The 15,719-nt window shown below is 40.4% G+C and carries 24 protein-coding genes; 6 read left to right on the top strand and 18 right to left on the bottom strand.

All coding sequences use genetic code 11. From position 1 onward, the window contains the following. Window positions 1-121: 121 nt before the first annotated feature. On the bottom strand, window positions 122-316 hold the full coding sequence (locus E0H80_RS10620) for a hypothetical protein (RefSeq protein ID WP_131365630.1): 195 nt from the start codon (window positions 314-316) through the stop codon (window positions 122-124). Between the two features lie 105 nt (window positions 317-421). Between E0H80_RS10620 and E0H80_RS10615 the strand changes: the two genes are divergently transcribed. Then, window positions 422-751, top strand: a complete 330-nt coding sequence (locus E0H80_RS10615) for a helix-turn-helix domain-containing protein (protein ID WP_131365628.1) — start codon at window positions 422-424, stop codon at window positions 749-751. 195 nt (window positions 752-946) lie between these two features. Here the strand turns inward: E0H80_RS10615 and E0H80_RS10610 are convergent, their stop codons facing one another. The 4 genes from E0H80_RS10610 to E0H80_RS10590 form a co-directional block, all read right to left on the bottom strand. Next, entirely contained in the window at window positions 947-1,261 is a 315-nt protein-coding gene (locus E0H80_RS10610) for a hypothetical protein (RefSeq protein ID WP_131365626.1), read from the bottom strand. 14 nt (window positions 1,262-1,275) lie between these two features. Then, the gene (locus E0H80_RS10605; protein ID WP_131365623.1) at window positions 1,276-1,959 is read right to left on the bottom strand and encodes a hypothetical protein; all 684 of its coding nucleotides are present in this window, start codon (window positions 1,957-1,959) and stop codon (window positions 1,276-1,278) included. 178 nt (window positions 1,960-2,137) lie between these two features. Then, window positions 2,138-2,431, bottom strand: coding sequence for a hypothetical protein (locus tag E0H80_RS10595; protein WP_131365620.1), 294 nt, complete (start codon window positions 2,429-2,431; stop codon window positions 2,138-2,140). After that, window positions 2,428-2,625 carry a hypothetical protein gene (locus tag E0H80_RS10590; protein ID WP_131365617.1) on the bottom strand — a complete coding sequence of 66 codons (198 nt, stop codon included), beginning with the start codon at window positions 2,623-2,625 and terminating at the stop codon, window positions 2,428-2,430. The genes E0H80_RS10595 and E0H80_RS10590 overlap by 4 nt, the downstream gene beginning before the upstream one ends. 592 nt (window positions 2,626-3,217) lie before the next feature. Here E0H80_RS10590 and E0H80_RS10585 point away from each other — a divergent pair. From E0H80_RS10585 to E0H80_RS10570, 5 genes are all read left to right on the top strand, one after another. Continuing rightward, entirely contained in the window at window positions 3,218-4,051 is an 834-nt protein-coding gene (locus tag E0H80_RS10585; protein WP_131365615.1) for a hypothetical protein, read from the top strand. Window positions 4,052-4,063: 12 nt separating this feature from the next. Then, entirely contained in the window at window positions 4,064-4,240 is a 177-nt protein-coding gene (locus tag E0H80_RS16640) for a hypothetical protein (protein WP_165494305.1), read from the top strand. Window positions 4,241-4,349: 109 nt separating this feature from the next. Further along, window positions 4,350-4,790: a hypothetical protein gene (locus E0H80_RS10580; RefSeq protein ID WP_131365613.1), complete on the top strand. Its 441-nt coding sequence runs from the start codon at window positions 4,350-4,352 to the stop codon at window positions 4,788-4,790. 188 nt (window positions 4,791-4,978) lie between these two features. Next, on the top strand, window positions 4,979-5,158 hold the full coding sequence (locus E0H80_RS10575; RefSeq protein WP_131365611.1) for a type II toxin-antitoxin system HicA family toxin: 180 nt from the start codon (window positions 4,979-4,981) through the stop codon (window positions 5,156-5,158). A 68-nt stretch (window positions 5,159-5,226) separates the two neighbouring features. Then, window positions 5,227-5,643 (top strand): type II toxin-antitoxin system HicB family antitoxin, encoded by a 417-nt coding sequence (locus tag E0H80_RS10570; protein ID WP_131365607.1) that lies wholly within the window; start codon window positions 5,227-5,229, stop codon window positions 5,641-5,643. A gap of 161 nt (window positions 5,644-5,804) precedes the next feature. Here E0H80_RS10570 and E0H80_RS10565 read toward each other — a convergent pair whose 3' ends face one another. From E0H80_RS10565 to E0H80_RS10505, 13 genes are all read right to left on the bottom strand, one after another. Beyond that, window positions 5,805-6,791: a contractile injection system protein, VgrG/Pvc8 family gene (locus E0H80_RS10565; protein ID WP_131365605.1), complete on the bottom strand. Its 987-nt coding sequence runs from the start codon at window positions 6,789-6,791 to the stop codon at window positions 5,805-5,807. Next, entirely contained in the window at window positions 6,788-7,216 is a 429-nt protein-coding gene (locus E0H80_RS10560; RefSeq protein WP_131365604.1) for a phage tail protein, read from the bottom strand. The genes E0H80_RS10565 and E0H80_RS10560 overlap by 4 nt, the downstream gene beginning before the upstream one ends. An 11-nt stretch (window positions 7,217-7,227) precedes the next feature. After that, a complete protein-coding gene (locus E0H80_RS10555) occupies window positions 7,228-9,810 on the bottom strand; it encodes a phage tail tape measure protein (RefSeq protein WP_131365602.1) in 2,583 nt (860 codons plus the stop codon). Continuing rightward, window positions 9,807-9,917: a GpE family phage tail protein gene (locus tag E0H80_RS10550; protein WP_265937228.1), complete on the bottom strand. Its 111-nt coding sequence runs from the start codon at window positions 9,915-9,917 to the stop codon at window positions 9,807-9,809. The genes E0H80_RS10555 and E0H80_RS10550 overlap by 4 nt, the downstream gene beginning before the upstream one ends. Before the next feature lie 23 nt (window positions 9,918-9,940). After that, window positions 9,941-10,267: a phage tail assembly protein gene (locus E0H80_RS10545; RefSeq protein ID WP_131365600.1), complete on the bottom strand. Its 327-nt coding sequence runs from the start codon at window positions 10,265-10,267 to the stop codon at window positions 9,941-9,943. A gap of 43 nt (window positions 10,268-10,310) precedes the next feature. Then, window positions 10,311-10,817, bottom strand: coding sequence for a phage major tail tube protein (locus E0H80_RS10540; protein ID WP_131365598.1), 507 nt, complete (start codon window positions 10,815-10,817; stop codon window positions 10,311-10,313). A gap of 3 nt (window positions 10,818-10,820) precedes the next feature. Then, window positions 10,821-11,444: a phage tail sheath subtilisin-like domain-containing protein gene (locus E0H80_RS10535; protein ID WP_131365596.1), complete on the bottom strand. Its 624-nt coding sequence runs from the start codon at window positions 11,442-11,444 to the stop codon at window positions 10,821-10,823. A 5-nt stretch (window positions 11,445-11,449) separates the two neighbouring features. After that, window positions 11,450-12,481 (bottom strand): hypothetical protein, encoded by a 1,032-nt coding sequence (locus tag E0H80_RS10530; RefSeq protein ID WP_131365594.1) that lies wholly within the window; start codon window positions 12,479-12,481, stop codon window positions 11,450-11,452. A 142-nt stretch (window positions 12,482-12,623) separates the two neighbouring features. Continuing rightward, complete coding sequence (locus tag E0H80_RS10525; protein ID WP_131365592.1) at window positions 12,624-13,349, bottom strand: phage tail protein; 726 nt, start codon at window positions 13,347-13,349, stop codon at window positions 12,624-12,626. A gap of 11 nt (window positions 13,350-13,360) precedes the next feature. Next, complete coding sequence (locus E0H80_RS10520) at window positions 13,361-13,885, bottom strand: phage tail protein I (RefSeq protein ID WP_131365590.1); 525 nt, start codon at window positions 13,883-13,885, stop codon at window positions 13,361-13,363. Continuing rightward, complete coding sequence (locus E0H80_RS10515; RefSeq protein ID WP_131365589.1) at window positions 13,878-14,777, bottom strand: baseplate assembly protein; 900 nt, start codon at window positions 14,775-14,777, stop codon at window positions 13,878-13,880. The genes E0H80_RS10520 and E0H80_RS10515 overlap by 8 nt, the downstream gene beginning before the upstream one ends. Then, complete coding sequence (locus E0H80_RS10510) at window positions 14,774-15,130, bottom strand: GPW/gp25 family protein (protein ID WP_228259986.1); 357 nt, start codon at window positions 15,128-15,130, stop codon at window positions 14,774-14,776. The genes E0H80_RS10515 and E0H80_RS10510 overlap by 4 nt, the downstream gene beginning before the upstream one ends. 4 nt (window positions 15,131-15,134) lie before the next feature. Further along, window positions 15,135-15,674, bottom strand: a complete 540-nt coding sequence (locus tag E0H80_RS10505) for a phage baseplate assembly protein V (protein WP_228259985.1) — start codon at window positions 15,672-15,674, stop codon at window positions 15,135-15,137. Window positions 15,675-15,719 lie beyond the last annotated feature (45 nt).

Below are 15,719 nucleotides of genomic sequence, written 5' to 3'. Positions count from 1 at the left end.
AAACAACGGTCCCCAAAATATTTAATGGCTGTTTGCATACTGGACAGCAAAAAAAATCATTTTTTATTTGAACTTGTAGTTGTTTAACCCCGTTTGGCATGAAAACTCGCAATCCTGTGACTTATGATTCTTGTGGATTCAGATTTTGTTCAATTGATTTGCTATTAACCTTTTCCAGTAAATATTTTTTTGCGTACTGGTTTGGTGTTAGAGAGCCTTCAATAGCAGCTTCAATTCTAATTTTTTGATGTTCTTCTTCAGAGACACGGAAAGTTATTTGTTTATCTGATTTGTGGGTGTTTTGGGATGTATTCATTGCATTGATCTCTTAAAAAACTAAAATGTTGGAAATCGTGCATTGCTATATTTCCAACAATGCTAATTTACTACTATGTATAGTAGTTTTCAATAGGTAGGTACTATGGAAGATAGTTTTATTGACTTGAGTCGGGGCAACCGATTGAAAGCAGAAAGAAAAAAGTTTCCTGATTTAACGCAGAAAGGAGCAGCTGAAATAGCAGGAATAAAAGAACAAAGCTGGTTGCGTTTTGAGAAGCATGGGCATCCTTTTGATCTGAAATTTACTCAGTTATTGGAAGACCATGGGTTCGATATGATGTATGTCATTTTTGGTATACCGAAAAAAATACAGCCCGACCAGACAGAGCTGATCGAGCTATATAACCGTGCTGATAAAAATCAAAAAGAAAGAATTATTCAGATGATTAAATTAATGATCCCATCAGATTAATTCTATTTTTGACCGTATATTTATCAGCTGGTCTTCGAGTTCTATAAATATAGTGGCTATTTGTTCAGAAGTTAGATAAGTAGATTGGTCGCCACCAAGCTCTGATATCTTCCGAATAAATGTCACTTTATTTATGACTTGTTCAATATTGTAGACTTCATCTTCATCGATTTTAAACATTGGAATTATCCTTTATTAATTAATAATGGCGGTAAAGCCACCACTAATGAGATCGGATAATTCATTGAATATTTGCCAACTGATCTCGCTATTCTCAAGAATTAGAATCGCTTGTACAGAAGATATACTCAAATTGTAGGTGTCAAAGCGTTCATTGTAATGATAGTCAATATTTTCTCTAAGCCGAGACCAGGTGATATTAGTTTCAACAAATGTTTTATAAGAAACTCCAGGACTTAATAAACGGTAAAGTTTTTTACTGCTCACAAAATACTGACGTTTATGATTAGCAGGATTTTGGACTTTCATAATAAGTCTAGCAATTTTCATTTTTCAGTTCCTTCTTATTCTTGGTATATAAAAAAATGCTTAGGCAGGATTTGTTCAGGCGTATGCCATTGCCATTTCATTAAATCGAGCCGATTTGAAGCTGAAGCAGCATATCTAAGTATTTCTCTAGGCTTATTCGCACAGTGGAAGATCAAAGGGTCGTCATGTGTTATGTCGACTTTATAAGCTCTTAATTGTCTATACAGTGCTCGATGTTGGCTTTGCAGTATGGCAAGGTCGTCAGTTGATGCTTCAGGCTGCGTCGGTAGGTCTGTACCAACAACTTTCTGAGTTCTATCTGGTTCTTTTGGAGTCGGTGCTTGGGCTTTCGCTTCAGTCCTAATCCCGAATAGATCCTTCAACTTTTTATAGTTAATGGTGTAGTAATTCACACGCATTGATTTATTTTTATCTAACTTATTGACTTCAATTAGGCCAAGTTCTTTTAACTTGGCTACTGCACGTTTGATGGATGAAATACTAAATAAACCGATTGTGGCTTGCCATTCTTCGTAGGTATGGAACCACCATTTACGGTTACTGTGTTGGGTCAGATTTTTCTTATTTTTGTATTTCCGAGTATCGTTGAGCAAGAAATACAGTTTCTGCAAGAATGTTGCTGCAGGCATGCCCAGCTCTTTGGCGAGCTGAGGTGATGCAATAATTGGATATTCATTACTTTGGAGAAGAACTTTCATAGGTCATATCCTCCGCGGTAGCATTCAACAAAACAGGCTTTACAACGAGCTGTCCATTGCTGAACACCATTTTTTAGTCCATTTTTGTAGAAAAAATCTTCATCGAAAGGGAAGTACTCGTTGCAACCCGTACAGCGTTTTTCCCTACCGAGTTCAGTATGAATATAAATTCTCATGACTAGGCATCTCCAAGGATTTTCTGTCCATTGGTAATAATTTCCACGCGATCAATTTCGCGAAATGCCCATTGTGCAGATAGGTCATCAATATGATTGTCAATGGCTGTAGCCAACCGTTGCTCTGGAGTCATATTTTTTAAACAGTTGTGAATAATTGCGTGAGATATTTCTAACTCATCCAAAACGTTTTTTGAGAAGTTTAGGGCAATTTCAATTTCACTTAATGCGATTAAATGTTTTGGTGAAAGCTCCATTTGGATGGTTTCAAAGTGTTCTTTAAGTTTTTTGTTCATGCTGCACCACCTAAATTTAATAAAATGATGGCAAACAGAATGATGGCTAAAAATATCAGCGTATCTTGAAATTTTTGGCGTTTTTGGATTTGCTTCTGGCGAAGCTCATAATTGATGAGGTCGTAAATTGGAGTGTGTTCGATGATTTGTTTTTTATATGTGCGTGTATATGCACGATTAGAACGTGTGTTCATAGTCGTTTCCTTAGTGATAAGTTTTAATACCTACCACCATCCTTTCCACGGAATGGTGGCAGACTACACAGGGGTGGAAATACCGCTCACTAAGTTACGGCCAACCCGAAGGTTGCCCTGCATAGCCTGCCATAACGACTGCTAAACAGTAGACAAAAAAAATGTCGCATTAGCGACTTTGTTTTTCGCTTAGTGATGATAAATCAGGTTTCCACGCCCGATCACAGATTTTGCTGTGCCTAATTAGTATTAATTCAAATTAATTTATTGTCAATCATTAGATTAATAAAAAGCTAATTGATTCGGTTAATGATTAATTATCAAACTGTAATTGATTAAGCGATATTTAATTATAAAAAGTAGGAGGGAAGAGGCTAATTGTTAATTAAACGATTCACTAATTTTGCTATAAAGATTTATATCATTCTTTTATAATTCTATTACTTATTCTATTTATATATAGAAGAAAGTGTCAAAATGAGCTAATGCATTGTGTCATGATGACCTTATCCATTAGTTCATATTGAGCTAATGCATAGTGTCATAAGATGAATCTTTAATTAAATATTTATATTAAAAATGTGGGATAGATATGGAAGTAGTTTTCGGGTTGGCTTTTCTCACTTTGATAGCTGTGTGGGTGCTTACTTTTATAGGTCTAATTAGTCCTAAAAGATTGCAAAGTTTGCGTAAAAGTAAAGTCATGACTCGAAAAGACGTTCTAATTGGTAGTGTGATTTGCAGTGTGATTTTATTTATTGTGATTGGTGTGAGTGCTCCAGATCCTGTCAATGATGACCAAAGCAATATTATTTCAGCAAATGAGACTGATAATGAAAAAACAGAAGAAAAAAATATAGAATCTGAAAATTTGAAAATTGATTATGAAATTATTTCTGATGATAAAAGGGGGAATATTACCCGTAAAGTTAGTGTTGAATTGCCTGAACGTATTTCTGAGAAGCAGCTTCGAGAAATTGCGAATGAAATAAGGAATAGTGATAGCAATACCTATGAACGTACTTTTATTATGTATCGAATTAAAGGTGAGGAAAGCGTCGCGGCATGGGCAACCACTCATTTTGATCCAAATTTAGATGTTAAATTTATTAGACTCAATTCTGATAATTTCAAAAAACTATTAAATATAAAACATGATGTCGATGGTGACGTAATTGGACAATGGATTTCGCCAAATGGTTTCACTGATCATATAGTAGTATTTTATAAGAAAGATAAACAATATTTTAAGCAAGATTTCTATCTTGATGCGACTTTAAAGCCTGATGAATTACTTAAGGATGGGATGACTTATCATTATAAAGATCCTGATGAAACTCAATATTTTATAATTGATTCAGAAGGTGATTTAGAGTACCACGGTGAAAGCGGAAATATTTATATTGCTAACAAAATTAAGAGTTGATTAAAGGCGATTATGAAAAAATTAGTTTTAACTTCATGGGTTATTTTAATGGGAATAAGCGCAGCCGAAGCAGGTAAGGGCCGTCAGCCATGTTCTGGTTCAAAAGGTGGGCTTAAGCATTGCACTACAGATGGTAAGTTTATGTGTAGAGATGGAATAATTAGTGCATCAAAAAAAGTATATAATTGATAATTTTATAATCCATTGAATTTTATAATTTTTAAAAATTAGGAATATCTTGGAAGTGACATATTCTACTTAGATTAAAATTAAGTTTTAACCTAAGTGGAATTTTTTTATGAATAATTTAATCAAACAGGCCAAACAATTTGTGATGAGTTCATTTCCTCGTAACTCTCAAGCTGGTGATGGCATTGATTATAGTTATATCTCATTTTCAAATAAAGCCTTGCAATATCGTGAAGTTCTACCACAGACTTTATCTGAGTTACAAAATGAAGGTTTCTTGACTCTTGAGAATCGCTTGACAGAGAAAGGATTCACTTATTTATTTCCAACTAATATTGAAAATTTAAAAGAGAATTTTTTTAATTTTTTAAATATTTGTCACATTAGTAGGGGACATATCGTTAATGCAAGGTTATTTAATATCAACTTTCTTTTAAAATTAAATACTCAAGATAGAGAAGATTTTTTTAATATAGTTTTACCAGATTTGGTATCTAGTGGCTATCTTGAGGAAATAAATGGGCAATTGTATGTTGCTAAAATAGGATAAAAATTTTAGTGAACATAAATGTTGAATAAAGAAAAAGCCCTCTTAGAAGAGGGCTTTTTCTTTATTGGGAATAATTCATAAAGGCAAATTCTATGTAAAGATATATATAACATATTTGTTGTATTTTTCCTTGTAAATATAACAAATATGTTATATATTTAGTTCATTGTTTAGACAAGGAGTTAGCGATGAGCTACAGCGAGTTTAAACGGTGGCTTACTGAGCAGGGTGTCAAATTTGTTCGCAAGGGTAAGGGATCACACTGGATTATTCAGTTAAATGATAAACGAAGTGTTTTCCCAGACCATGGTAGTAAAGAGATCCCTAACGGAACCCGTTTAAAAATTAAAAAGGACTTGGGGCTTTAAGCCTCCAGTCCTTTAAGTAGCAGCTAATCCTTAATTTAGTTAGTAAATTTTTATCAGAGGTCTTAGATATGGAGTACGCAGTACAAATAGTTCGCGAAGGCGATGCTTTTGTAGTGTCTAGCCGTGATCTACCTGAATTAAATAGTGTGGGTTATTCACTAGACGAGGCGCTTACAGAAGCCTTAGATGGAATCGAAACAGCTTTGATGATCTATTATATGGATGGTCGTAAGCCGATTCCTTTACCAACAGATGCTTTAGAGAATGAGCATCTTATCCGTTTACCAGCTCAAGTGGCTGTTAAAGTTTCTTTATACAATGAAATGATTCAGCAAAAAGTTACACGCGCTGAATTAGGCCGCAGATTAAACTGGAAACAAGCCCAAGTTAATCGATTGTGGTCCTTAGATCACTCGACAAAGTTAGAGGCGATTGAAGCTGCATTTAAAGCAATGGGCAAAAATATTGATTTATTAATTGCTTGATTGTCTGGAAAAACGCCCTCTTTAAAGAGGGCTTTTTTTTATTTTATATCGCTCATATTAGGCACATTAAAGGCAGATAATTACACGCACATTGGTATTAATATTTTGAGCATTACAACTTGTGTTGATGGATATGATGATGCAAAGTAATAACTTTAATATTATATGCCTGCTTCTAATTCTAATTGGGTGGTTAATCCTCCACTTTTAGCATAGCTATGGGTGGCTTTTTCCACGATCCATTTCAGCTTATCCACTTGCGCTTTAAAGCCCTGTAGCTTCACCGGTGACTCGGTACTCATTTCAGGTATGCCATAAGCCGTGGTGATACTGAACTTTGCCATTTGCCGTTTAATTTCAGCCATTTTCGCTCTGCTTGCACGTTCAGCTTCTTCTTTATTGGCAAAAGTTCCCTTCAGATGTTTCACTTTGCCTTTTTCGCCTGTAATCGCTTTTTCACGTTTTGCTTTACCTGTGTCCTGGTAACTGGCCGATACACCTGTATGGTCAGATTCACGGTCCTGTTCACTGTAACGAAATTGATCACCATCGTTCCTGGTCAAAATCAGGGCAGGTAAATCTTTGCCTGAAGCGGTCTTTGCAGAACCTGCTTTAAAGATAAGTAAGCGATCTTTTTTCACCGCCATTTCAGCACCGTTCTGTTTGGCCAGTCGTTGTAACAGGTTCAGATCCGATTCATTGGTCTGGTCCACATGGGATAAATTTATGCTTTTAAAATCGTTGGCCATAACCAAAGTTAATTCATGATTCTTAGCAATTTCAGTGGCAATTTCACCAAACTTTTTGCGGTGATAAGATTTTGACTTTGCTTCCTTAATCTTGCTTTTAAAATTGGCACTGGAGGCTTTCACGGTGATGAGATCGGGTGTACCTGACCATTCCGTTTCATCGACAACAAAGTCGCCTTTATCATGAATATTTTCGCCTAAAAACCCCATCTTGCAATTCAGTTTTACTCCACGTTTAGGTAACTCCAGGGCACCATCAGAATCATCTAAAACAATACTCAGTTCATCTGCTTCATTGGCCCGGTTATCTGTCACGGTGACACTAATAATTCGACTGGAAATCAGCGCGTTTAATGGCTTGTTATTGGCAGTAATAATGCAAACTGGGGTTTTAATCATAGCGAATCGTCCATGCGTTCAGGCGCAGCTTGATTTTCAATACGATCATCATCGGCCCGGGAAAGTTTAAGGGTGTAATCGACTTTGCGAGGTACACCGTTATCGACCAGAAATGATTTGGTCTCGTCGATATTGTCAATCACATAGACCCCATACAAATAACCGGAGCCATCCATCAGTACAAAGCCTTGTCCTGTATCGGCCATGCTGGCCAGTTCATCCAGGGCAAAACGGCTACCAAAACCATATTCTTCATAGATGAGACCAGGAAGAGAAACACTATCCTGACCTGAACCCATAAACTGTTTTTTGGCCCGGCCAAATGCCACGGCATTGTCTGCATAATTCCACGAACGTTGTCGCTGGATTTCTTTAAATGCCAGAGAACTGGTGTTAAAAATAAATTGTCCTAAACTCATCAACATAGCTTGACCTCCTAATCTAAATCGCTATAGCTGCGAACATTTCCAGATGCCTGCGGACGTTGTGCTTTGGCAACTTCAATCGCGACCATTTGTGCCAGGGCTTTTTCATCCATACCGGGTGCTGCATAAATGTTAAAAACTTGCTGTACAGGCATGGAAGCGGTCATTGAATTGTTATTGTTTGAAGCAATCGGTGGACGAGAATCAAATTGAATTGCACCAGGATCAAAATAACCCAACATATCCTTACTGGCTGTAGTTACAGCAGTGTTGGCCAGATGACTGTTGTTTGAGATCCCGTTGGCTAGACCCTGCATGTTGTATGCACCGAGTTGAGCAAAAACCCGGCTAGGTGAATGGATGCCAAAAGCGCCTTTAACGGTATTGGTTACCTGTGCTGCTGCTGCCTTAGCTTTTCCAATCACACCAGCAATACCATTACTAATACCGTTGGCTAAACCTTGCATCAGCATCTGGCCAAAGCCTGTAAATGTGCTCGGGAGTTGAATACCAAAATAATTCATCACTGCAGCAAAGGCGCGATAAAACAATCCGATGGGTGACCAGTTCAGGATGGTGGCGCTGATATTGGCAATGCCACTACTAAAAAATGACTTCATGCTTTGCCAGAGCTGTGATGCACCTGTTGCGATACTATTGAATAGAGGGGCAAAAAACTCTTTAATGGCTCCCCAATTTTGATATACCGTAAATGCTAGGATCGCCAATGCTGTGATTAAGGCGATAATTGGATGTGCTCTTGCAAGAACAAATAAGAACTTTAACCCTGAACCCACCCATTTTAAAGCGCCATATACACCACTCAGCATTTTAATGAGTCCTAATCCCTTTACGCCAAGTATCCCAAAACTTAGACGTAGTAAAGCCATTGGGCCGAGTAGGGTGACCAGTGCCAGTGCGATTGCACTGAATGCACCCAATAAAATGACAATTACAGCAATGGTTTTCATGATGGCATTGGAGAGTTCAGGATTGGCTTTAGACCAGTTGCCAATGCTTTCTGAAACATCGGTCAGATCGGTAACGACCTGTTTGAGTTCTGGTGCAATTGCAGCACCAAAGTTGGTCATTGCACTGGTAAATGTTCCTGAAGCAGCATCCCAAAGATTTTTTAAGGTACCGAGCTGCTCATTGACACGTTTTTGCAGATCTGCCTGGGCATTCATTTTTGCCAAGGTTTCGTTATAACCGGCTTGACCTTTATCAATCAAAAGATTCAAGGCTTGAATGGTTTCAGCATCATTACCAAACATATCGGACAATATCGGCAAACGGGCCTCTGTCGATAAGCCTTTAAGTTTACTCAGCTGTTTAAACATCTTGTCCAGACCACCGAACTCACCTTTGCCGTCGGTAAAGTTCATCGACAGTTTTGAGCCTTTTAAGGCGGATTGAATCCCTTTGGTGTCCATCATCGATGAGAAGATTTTGCTGTAGGCATTACCTGCAGATTCACCTGCCATTGCAGCCTGGTCTGCCATGACCAAAAGCGGAGCCATAGCCTGGGCACCTTTTAAACCTTCGGCTTTAATGGTTTTCATCCCGGCAGATAATTTAGAAAAACCTTGCAGCATATTGGTAGAGTCGACCCCCAAATAGTACGACCGTTGAATCGTATCCATCAGGCTCAACATATCTTTTTCAGAGGTCTTGGTCGCATCCTGCATTTTGGCCGCAAATTCGGCTGCCTCTTCAAAAGGCATTTTTAACTGTACGGCAAGATAACCGGATGCTTGACCAACACCGCCTAGAATGGCTTTATAGCTGATGCCTTGCTGAACCAGTTTAGCCATCATCAGTTGGAAGTCGGCCGTCGTACCCGGGAGTTTGGTGCCGAGTTGATTGGCCAGTTGATTGATGTCATTAAATTCTTTCGCCACTTGGCCATTCGATTGCATCATGGAGACTTTGAGGGTGGTGGCCGCGTCTTCAGCATCAGCATAAGCTTTAATGGGTACTGCCAAAGCTCCTGCACCCACCGCAGCACCTGCACCGGCTCTGACTCCGGTATCTGAAACTTTGCCCATCATTTCTTGGGTGCTTTTATGCTGTTTGACCAGATCATTCATACGTTTCTGGCTTGCGACCTGTTTATCCAGTTGCTGCTTTTTTCGTTGTAGGGCTTGGCTTGATGCATCAATACGCGACTTTAATTCACGCTCATCTCTACCTAGGGATTTGGTACTGATTCCGGCCTGACTTAATCCGTTACGCAGCATTTGTAATTGACGCAGTTGATCCTGTTCAGCTTGTTTTAACGATTTAACGCTCAGTTTGGCTTTCTCAAATTCCTTGATCATCGAACGGGTAGGCTTTTGTACACTGGCATGCTCTTGGGCCAGTCTGGCCACCGTCTGCTGCGCTGATTCAAGATCCTTTCGGGTTCCCTTCAATGCAGTGGATAAACGTCGAAATGACGTAATATCCGACTGCGATTTACTCAGTTTTTTTAACTCTTCACGCTGGGCACGTAAAGCATCACTGGTCTTTTCACTTGAACCCATAATGTCCTTGAGTGGCGCAGTGGCTTTGTCCACCAGTTCCAACATGGCTTTTAAGCTAATTTGACTCATCTGCTATCTGTTTCCCATCGTGCTCGAGCACGTTCATGCCAATCCATTAATTCATCAATTTCATAATCATCACAGTCTGCCGGTGTCCAACCAAACACCACCGCCAGATCTGCGATGACATCATCGGTACTTACTGGAAGTCTTCTTCCTCGGTTTTCACGAAAAAACCAATCACTTCCTTGCTGAGTTTGGTCAGGTCAGAAGGGCTAAGGTCGTAAACATCATTTTCCGACATCGTCGGTGTGGTAATACGTGGGGCAAGTTTTGCCAACGTATCCACATCAAGCTGTAATACGTTGACCAGGGTTAAACCACGAAGGGCACGGGTTTTTGGTTTACGGATTACAATTTCAGTAATGGTTTGTTCACCACGCTTAAAACCTTCGTCAAAATTGACTGTGATCATGTTCGGATCTTGAATCGCTTCTTGGTTTTGCTGTTGTACTTCAGGGGTCATATGGATTTCTCAAATAAATTGAATAGGGGGAATAACCTGGTCTTTACAGACCAAGTAATTTTTTGATTTCTTCAGCGACGTTGCTTGAGCCAAAACGCTCGGTACCATTGACGAAATCCAGTTCAACTTCGACCACCCCATCCACTTCCATGCGGTAGTAGGTAAAGTTGTAAGACATTTTGATTTCTGTCTTTTCGCCATTTTTGGAATCACCCGGATCAAGTTCAATGGCTTGGCCACGGGTATAGATTTCTACGGTTTGGGAGGTGCAATTGTCCTGACGTTCATAGACACCGACAAAACGAACAGGCAAATCTGAAGTGCCGCAAACACCGAGCTGACGGTACTGTTTGACATCAAAGCCGGCATAGACAACTTCGCCTTCAAGCTTTTCATAGCCCATTGACAAGGCAATATCACCAATCATGCCTGCGCCACGATAGTCTTCAGTCTTCTTGGTGATTTTGGGAATGGTGACGCTTTCAGCGACACCTGCCCATGAGTGGGTATTCACAAATACATTAAAGTTTTTGAGCGTACGTGGAAGCATGGCTTAGATTCCTTCAGTGGTATTTGCGCCATTAATCATTTGAGCAAAGTCAACTAGATAACGGTCGGTAATACGTTGGTTTAATCCCAGGTTTTCAAGCGTAGGGACAGGGGTAAAGTCGTAGTCAATCCACATCACACCTTGTGATAACTGCTCGACTGAATTTTCAGCCTGGTCGTACCAGACCGATGCACCAATCAAATGCTTGGCATCGACATGTTCACGCAACTTGGCATTAATCGAGTCAATAATATCTTTGGCCAGAAAGGGGGTCAGCGGTTGGTCCACGAAAGGAAAACAGCCGTTAATAATGGTGTCCAATAAAAACTGGGCTGTACGTGTTGCCACTTCAAAGGAAAAGCGAATGTCATCTGAACAGTTGCGATTGCCCCAGAAACGGAAACCCATATGCTGGATCATGGTGGTGATGTCCTGGCTATTTAAATAACCGGTATCGGTGTCAGGATCTTCCAGATCCCAGGTAATCGGTTGACTGATTCCAGTTGGACCCGTCACAGGAATATTGGAGAGAGATTTATGCCACCCGACTTTTTGATCCGTTTCAGCACGTAATGCTGCAGCAGCGACGGCAGCAGTAAAAATGCCTGTTCCATATTTTAAAGTCATGAGAATTAGAATCCTTCATACATGGTTTTGCCCAAAGTAATCAGTTCAATCGGACTATTAAAAGGTTGTCCGCTATAACGATCTGTAAGCATTGGAAAGAGGTCATCTTCTTGAGATGGATTTTGTTTGAATACCAGACGGATAGAATCTTTTTCTAAATCGCCTTTATTGCCTGAAATGCGGTATCCATTGCGAGTGCCAAAATGTGCAATGCCACCACCGCCATGATCTATTGAAATATCAGGGTAGGCTGCCAGAATAGTTTCCACACATTTGATGAATGAACCGGAAGTACTGTCAGGTTCGAAATCACCGACAGTTTGATTGAACTCTATTTTTTCACCATTACGATACAGGTCATAAGTCAGTGAAACGGAAGAGCGATCTGCTGGAGTTGTTTGAAGTACAATTTCATTAAATTCAAGATCGGAATCACCGCTGCCCAAGAACACATTACCGCTGGTGAATTCTGGCCAGATGATTTCAATTTCACGGAATGCCAGCATTTGACGAAAATTCGCCACAGCTTCAGCAGATTTCATAATCATGCCTTCAGCATCGCGTGGTGTGATGTATGAATAGGCACGTAGCTTTTTGCAAATCGCACCGATGGCATTGGCAACATCAACCGTTTCAACATCCGGTACACAAATAATCTTAGGAGTAATTCCCAAAACTGATTTAACCGTCAGTAAGGCTTGAAGACCTGTACGCTGACCGAATTCATCTGTGGTACCAATAACCGTCGACTGATCGAATGAGGGGCTAAATGGATTCTCAATTCGAATAACCACCAGGGTTGGTGAGGTGATTTGCGAAATGATTTCCAGATTTTTACGTAAATTGCCTGTCACACCGGCTTTAGGTAAAACGCGATTGATTGAGGTGACCAGGATAGGGGTATTCAGCGGAAAAGCTTCTTCGTCCGCATCATTTGCATAGGCAAGCATGGCAATCACAGCAGTCGCTGCATCGCGAATCGGGATTTTTCCAGAAGCTGTTTCTCGGCCTGTAATACCGTGATGACGTTCAGCCATTGTTTAGACTCCAAAAGGGGTTGTACTTTTAGAGTCATAATGAATGGAGGACTTTTTTTATTCTATGAGCAAAATCCTGTTTAACGCTTAATCAGGATTTAAAAAATATACGTTTTTCGACACCTACCCATTTATCAGGAGACTAAACTGTCCGTCTATAGACATATGGGTTTACGTCATAGGTATTTCCTAAGCCACCCCAGACTATACCGTTTACACCGTTCAGCGGTGTTGAAAGACTGATGCTACCGACCGGAAAGATCTGATTGATGAGATCTTTAGTAGAAGTCTGATTATTTTTTAAATTTTGAATCTCTTGATTCAGTGAATTGATAGTTTGTTGCATGCCGGAAATAGTCTGACTATTCTGATCACGCTCAATTTGTATTGCTTCTAACAGTGCATTAAATTTTTCCAATACCCATGTTTTAGGTGCAGAAAGAATGAGTGGATCAATCTCAATCAAAGCCTGTGCACCTGCCGTGGCTTTAATATCGATCACCAGTTCAAGTTCACCACCGCCACCTTCAGCAATCACCGGCTTATAAGCCCCATGATAATTACCGATATACACCAGTTTTCCTGAAGTGTCTTTAAGGCCGATTTCATGAATATTAAAGCCCCCCACATGGGCAGGAATAATCGCTGAAACCGTGGCATTTTTATTTGCCACTTTAACTTCACTGATTTCGACAGCTGCCGTTTGATGAACGAGCTGGGTTAAGTCTGTATGGTCAATCGGTTGGTATGGGATACCATTTGCATCACCGATCACCATTTCAGTCAATGTGATGGATTGCAGGTCGTGAGCTGCAGCAACAAGTTCTGCACCATAATTGGTAAGTGTGACGTAATATTTTGCAGGCATATTTTCTCTCTTTACATACTTTCTAAATGAATTTTGGTGCCAGATGTGACCGAACCAGTGAGGTAAAAATCACAAAGAGTTTGTACTTTGGCGGAAATGGAATAGTTATCTCGGACGGATTTGGTCGCATCAATCGCGGTATGAACTTGCAATAACTGTTCAATTGAAAGCAGGTACTGAGAATTAATGATGACCACAAAAGTAAAGGGCTTTTGTGGTGGATTAAATTCATACCATGCCTTTAGTTGATAATTGTCGACGACGGTACTGAGGAGGCTAGAGATGGATGATCGTGTGCCACGCCCAGCATTAAAAGACTCACTTTCACGGATGGCATTTCGCTTGTCTTGTTCATTCCAGTCGGGCTGCCAATATTCGACACGGTGCTCCCATGCAAGCCAAGGCAAATGAGGGACAGGACAATGATCGATACTGTGTAAATCCACAAAAGGGACTGGAATGAGGGAAATTTTTTCACCAAGCTGCTCTACATTTTTTTCTAGTTTTGTGGCATTTCGTGGGAGAAGACTAGACATCTGTAAACTCCACAATATTGATATTAATCGCAGTGCATTTTGAATAACGGCTCTTTGGTAGGACAATATCGGATGCTGGGCTGTTTAAAATGACATTTTGAACCCCACCCTGATGCAAGGATCGGAATAGTCCGCTACGCGTTACGTCATAACCCAATGATGATATTTTTTCGATGTATAAATTTACGTCCGCTTCAGCAGCTGCTTTAACCACGGCAGAGTCGGGGCCAGGAAAAAGAACTAGGGTTGCATTGAGTTGCCACTCTTCCACCGTCGCAGCTTTGACATGAACCTGATCGGTGAACGGTCGTCGGGTATCTGGATCTAAAGTCTCATCGACTAAATCAAGTAAAGTTTGTGGGGCAACCGCATCAATATGGCTTTGTACCCAAATATTAACATGACCTTCTTCTGGCGTTTCAACGGAAATATCTTTGACATGGCCATGAGCACTTAGACCCCAAAACTGATAGGCACCGACTGAACCTGCAGACATGCTTTCAGGCTGTAAATGCACCCGTCGACGTAAATCCTCATCCGACTCCATCAACGCTTCAACCGGGGGAATGGCACTAGGTTGTGCAGGAATAATTGTTTTTCGGTACACGTTGCGGTTGGCAGCCAGATGGTCTAAATCAGATTTGGTGGCATAGGCCAACATCAGTGCTTTGGCGGTTGCATTTATTTGTCCGGTCTTTAATAGAAAACGATAGGCAAAAGTTTCCAGTAGCTTAACCAGAGGTTCACTTTCAAAATTAAGAACCTCGTTCAGTTCTGGATCTCTTGAAATTAGCTCCTGCTTACAGGCTAAAAGTTCAGCTTCAAAATCTAACTGCTGAAGAACATCGGGAAAAGGTAATGAGGATAAATCGACACGGTTTATGGTGCTCATGCAGCTGCTCCAAATGTATAGCTCTGTTTGAAAGTTTGATCTTGGTTATATTGCGAATATGTGCCAATGAGCGTGACATCCCATCCATTTTGACTGTCTGTACTACTGACCTGAACCTGTTTGATTTTAAGCCGGGATTCAAAGCGAATAATGGCTGTAGCCGAGGCATTCATAATTTTTAATTTGGTGATGTCATTGCAGGGCTGATCAATTAAATGCGGTAAAAGAGAACCGTAATTTCGTCGGCATATTCGGGTACCGAGTAAAGTGCTTAAAATGTCATGCAGAGATTGTTCAAGATGGGCAGGCAATCGCCCATCATCCCGAATGGTTTTTCCTGTATACCGTGACATGCCTTTAATCATTTGTCGCACCTCCAGTAGGAAGGGGCTGCGTTGTCTGTCCTGGCCCATTCATGACATTGCCATGAGGATGATCCACAAGGCTGACTTCTTTTGCTGTGACATCTTCAGCCGATGAAATGGCTTTTTCCGCATGTACGCTGCCAGTAAAGATGGTTTCCGGCACATCAAAAGTGCATTTGTTTAATTTGAACAGGGCTTCTCCGGATTCAATATTGACACTTAAGAAATGCTCACCGATCTGTACAAAAACTTCATTCGGATCAGTACTTGGAGGAGGGAAGGCATCAGAAAAAAGACTGATCTGGGGAACCGAACTGGTGAGTTCACCGCCTTGTGCTGAAACAGAAAATTGTTCTCCTAACGATGGGCATCGCCAAACTTTGACGACACCTGCAGCCATCGTTGGAATGGGAATCCAGTCCGTTTCATTTTCATCAATTTTGAGGCGAATTTTCCATGCTGAAGCATCGATAGCGATTACGGTACCGATGCTAGAAAGGTTTTGAAATTGTCTTAAAAGTTGATTCGTCATGCTCATACAAACGTAAATTGCCCATGACCGAAATCATGGGCAATT

Source organism: Acinetobacter sp. ANC 4779, from assembly GCF_004331055.1.
GTDB lineage: Bacteria > Pseudomonadota > Gammaproteobacteria > Pseudomonadales > Moraxellaceae > Acinetobacter.
Note: the sequence above shows the minus strand (reverse complement) of the source record. Positions and strands in the feature narration are given on the sequence as shown.

What these genes read in the sequence shown, in the direction of transcription:
- E0H80_RS10620 (WP_131365630.1), bottom strand. Translation starts at nt 316, where the DNA reads ATGAATACATCCCAAAACACCCACAAATCAGATAAACAAATAACTTTC.
- E0H80_RS10615 (WP_131365628.1), top strand. Translation starts at nt 422, where the DNA reads ATGGAAGATAGTTTTATTGACTTGAGTCGGGGCAACCGATTGAAAGCA.
- E0H80_RS10610 (WP_131365626.1), bottom strand. Translation starts at nt 1,261, where the DNA reads ATGAAAATTGCTAGACTTATTATGAAAGTCCAAAATCCTGCTAATCAT.
- E0H80_RS10605 (WP_131365623.1), bottom strand. Translation starts at nt 1,959, where the DNA reads ATGAAAGTTCTTCTCCAAAGTAATGAATATCCAATTATTGCATCACCT.
- E0H80_RS10595 (WP_131365620.1), bottom strand. Translation starts at nt 2,431, where the DNA reads ATGAACAAAAAACTTAAAGAACACTTTGAAACCATCCAAATGGAGCTT.
- E0H80_RS10590 (WP_131365617.1), bottom strand. Translation starts at nt 2,625, where the DNA reads ATGAACACACGTTCTAATCGTGCATATACACGCACATATAAAAAACAA.
- E0H80_RS10585 (WP_131365615.1), top strand. Translation starts at nt 3,218, where the DNA reads ATGGAAGTAGTTTTCGGGTTGGCTTTTCTCACTTTGATAGCTGTGTGG.
- E0H80_RS16640 (WP_165494305.1), top strand. Translation starts at nt 4,064, where the DNA reads ATGAAAAAATTAGTTTTAACTTCATGGGTTATTTTAATGGGAATAAGC.
- E0H80_RS10580 (WP_131365613.1), top strand. Translation starts at nt 4,350, where the DNA reads ATGAATAATTTAATCAAACAGGCCAAACAATTTGTGATGAGTTCATTT.
- E0H80_RS10575 (WP_131365611.1), top strand. Translation starts at nt 4,979, where the DNA reads ATGAGCTACAGCGAGTTTAAACGGTGGCTTACTGAGCAGGGTGTCAAA.
- E0H80_RS10570 (WP_131365607.1), top strand. Translation starts at nt 5,227, where the DNA reads ATGGAGTACGCAGTACAAATAGTTCGCGAAGGCGATGCTTTTGTAGTG.
- E0H80_RS10565 (WP_131365605.1), bottom strand. Translation starts at nt 6,791, where the DNA reads ATGATTAAAACCCCAGTTTGCATTATTACTGCCAATAACAAGCCATTA.
- E0H80_RS10560 (WP_131365604.1), bottom strand. Translation starts at nt 7,216, where the DNA reads ATGTTGATGAGTTTAGGACAATTTATTTTTAACACCAGTTCTCTGGCA.
- E0H80_RS10555 (WP_131365602.1), bottom strand. Translation starts at nt 9,810, where the DNA reads ATGAGTCAAATTAGCTTAAAAGCCATGTTGGAACTGGTGGACAAAGCC.
- E0H80_RS10545 (WP_131365600.1), bottom strand. Translation starts at nt 10,267, where the DNA reads ATGACCCCTGAAGTACAACAGCAAAACCAAGAAGCGATTCAAGATCCG.
- E0H80_RS10540 (WP_131365598.1), bottom strand. Translation starts at nt 10,817, where the DNA reads ATGCTTCCACGTACGCTCAAAAACTTTAATGTATTTGTGAATACCCAC.
- E0H80_RS10535 (WP_131365596.1), bottom strand. Translation starts at nt 11,444, where the DNA reads ATGACTTTAAAATATGGAACAGGCATTTTTACTGCTGCCGTCGCTGCT.
- E0H80_RS10530 (WP_131365594.1), bottom strand. Translation starts at nt 12,481, where the DNA reads ATGGCTGAACGTCATCACGGTATTACAGGCCGAGAAACAGCTTCTGGA.
- E0H80_RS10525 (WP_131365592.1), bottom strand. Translation starts at nt 13,349, where the DNA reads ATGCCTGCAAAATATTACGTCACACTTACCAATTATGGTGCAGAACTT.
- E0H80_RS10520 (WP_131365590.1), bottom strand. Translation starts at nt 13,885, where the DNA reads ATGTCTAGTCTTCTCCCACGAAATGCCACAAAACTAGAAAAAAATGTA.
- E0H80_RS10515 (WP_131365589.1), bottom strand. Translation starts at nt 14,777, where the DNA reads ATGAGCACCATAAACCGTGTCGATTTATCCTCATTACCTTTTCCCGAT.
- E0H80_RS10510 (WP_228259986.1), bottom strand. Translation starts at nt 15,130, where the DNA reads ATGTCACGGTATACAGGAAAAACCATTCGGGATGATGGGCGATTGCCT.
- E0H80_RS10505 (WP_228259985.1), bottom strand. Translation starts at nt 15,674, where the DNA reads ATGACGAATCAACTTTTAAGACAATTTCAAAACCTTTCTAGCATCGGT.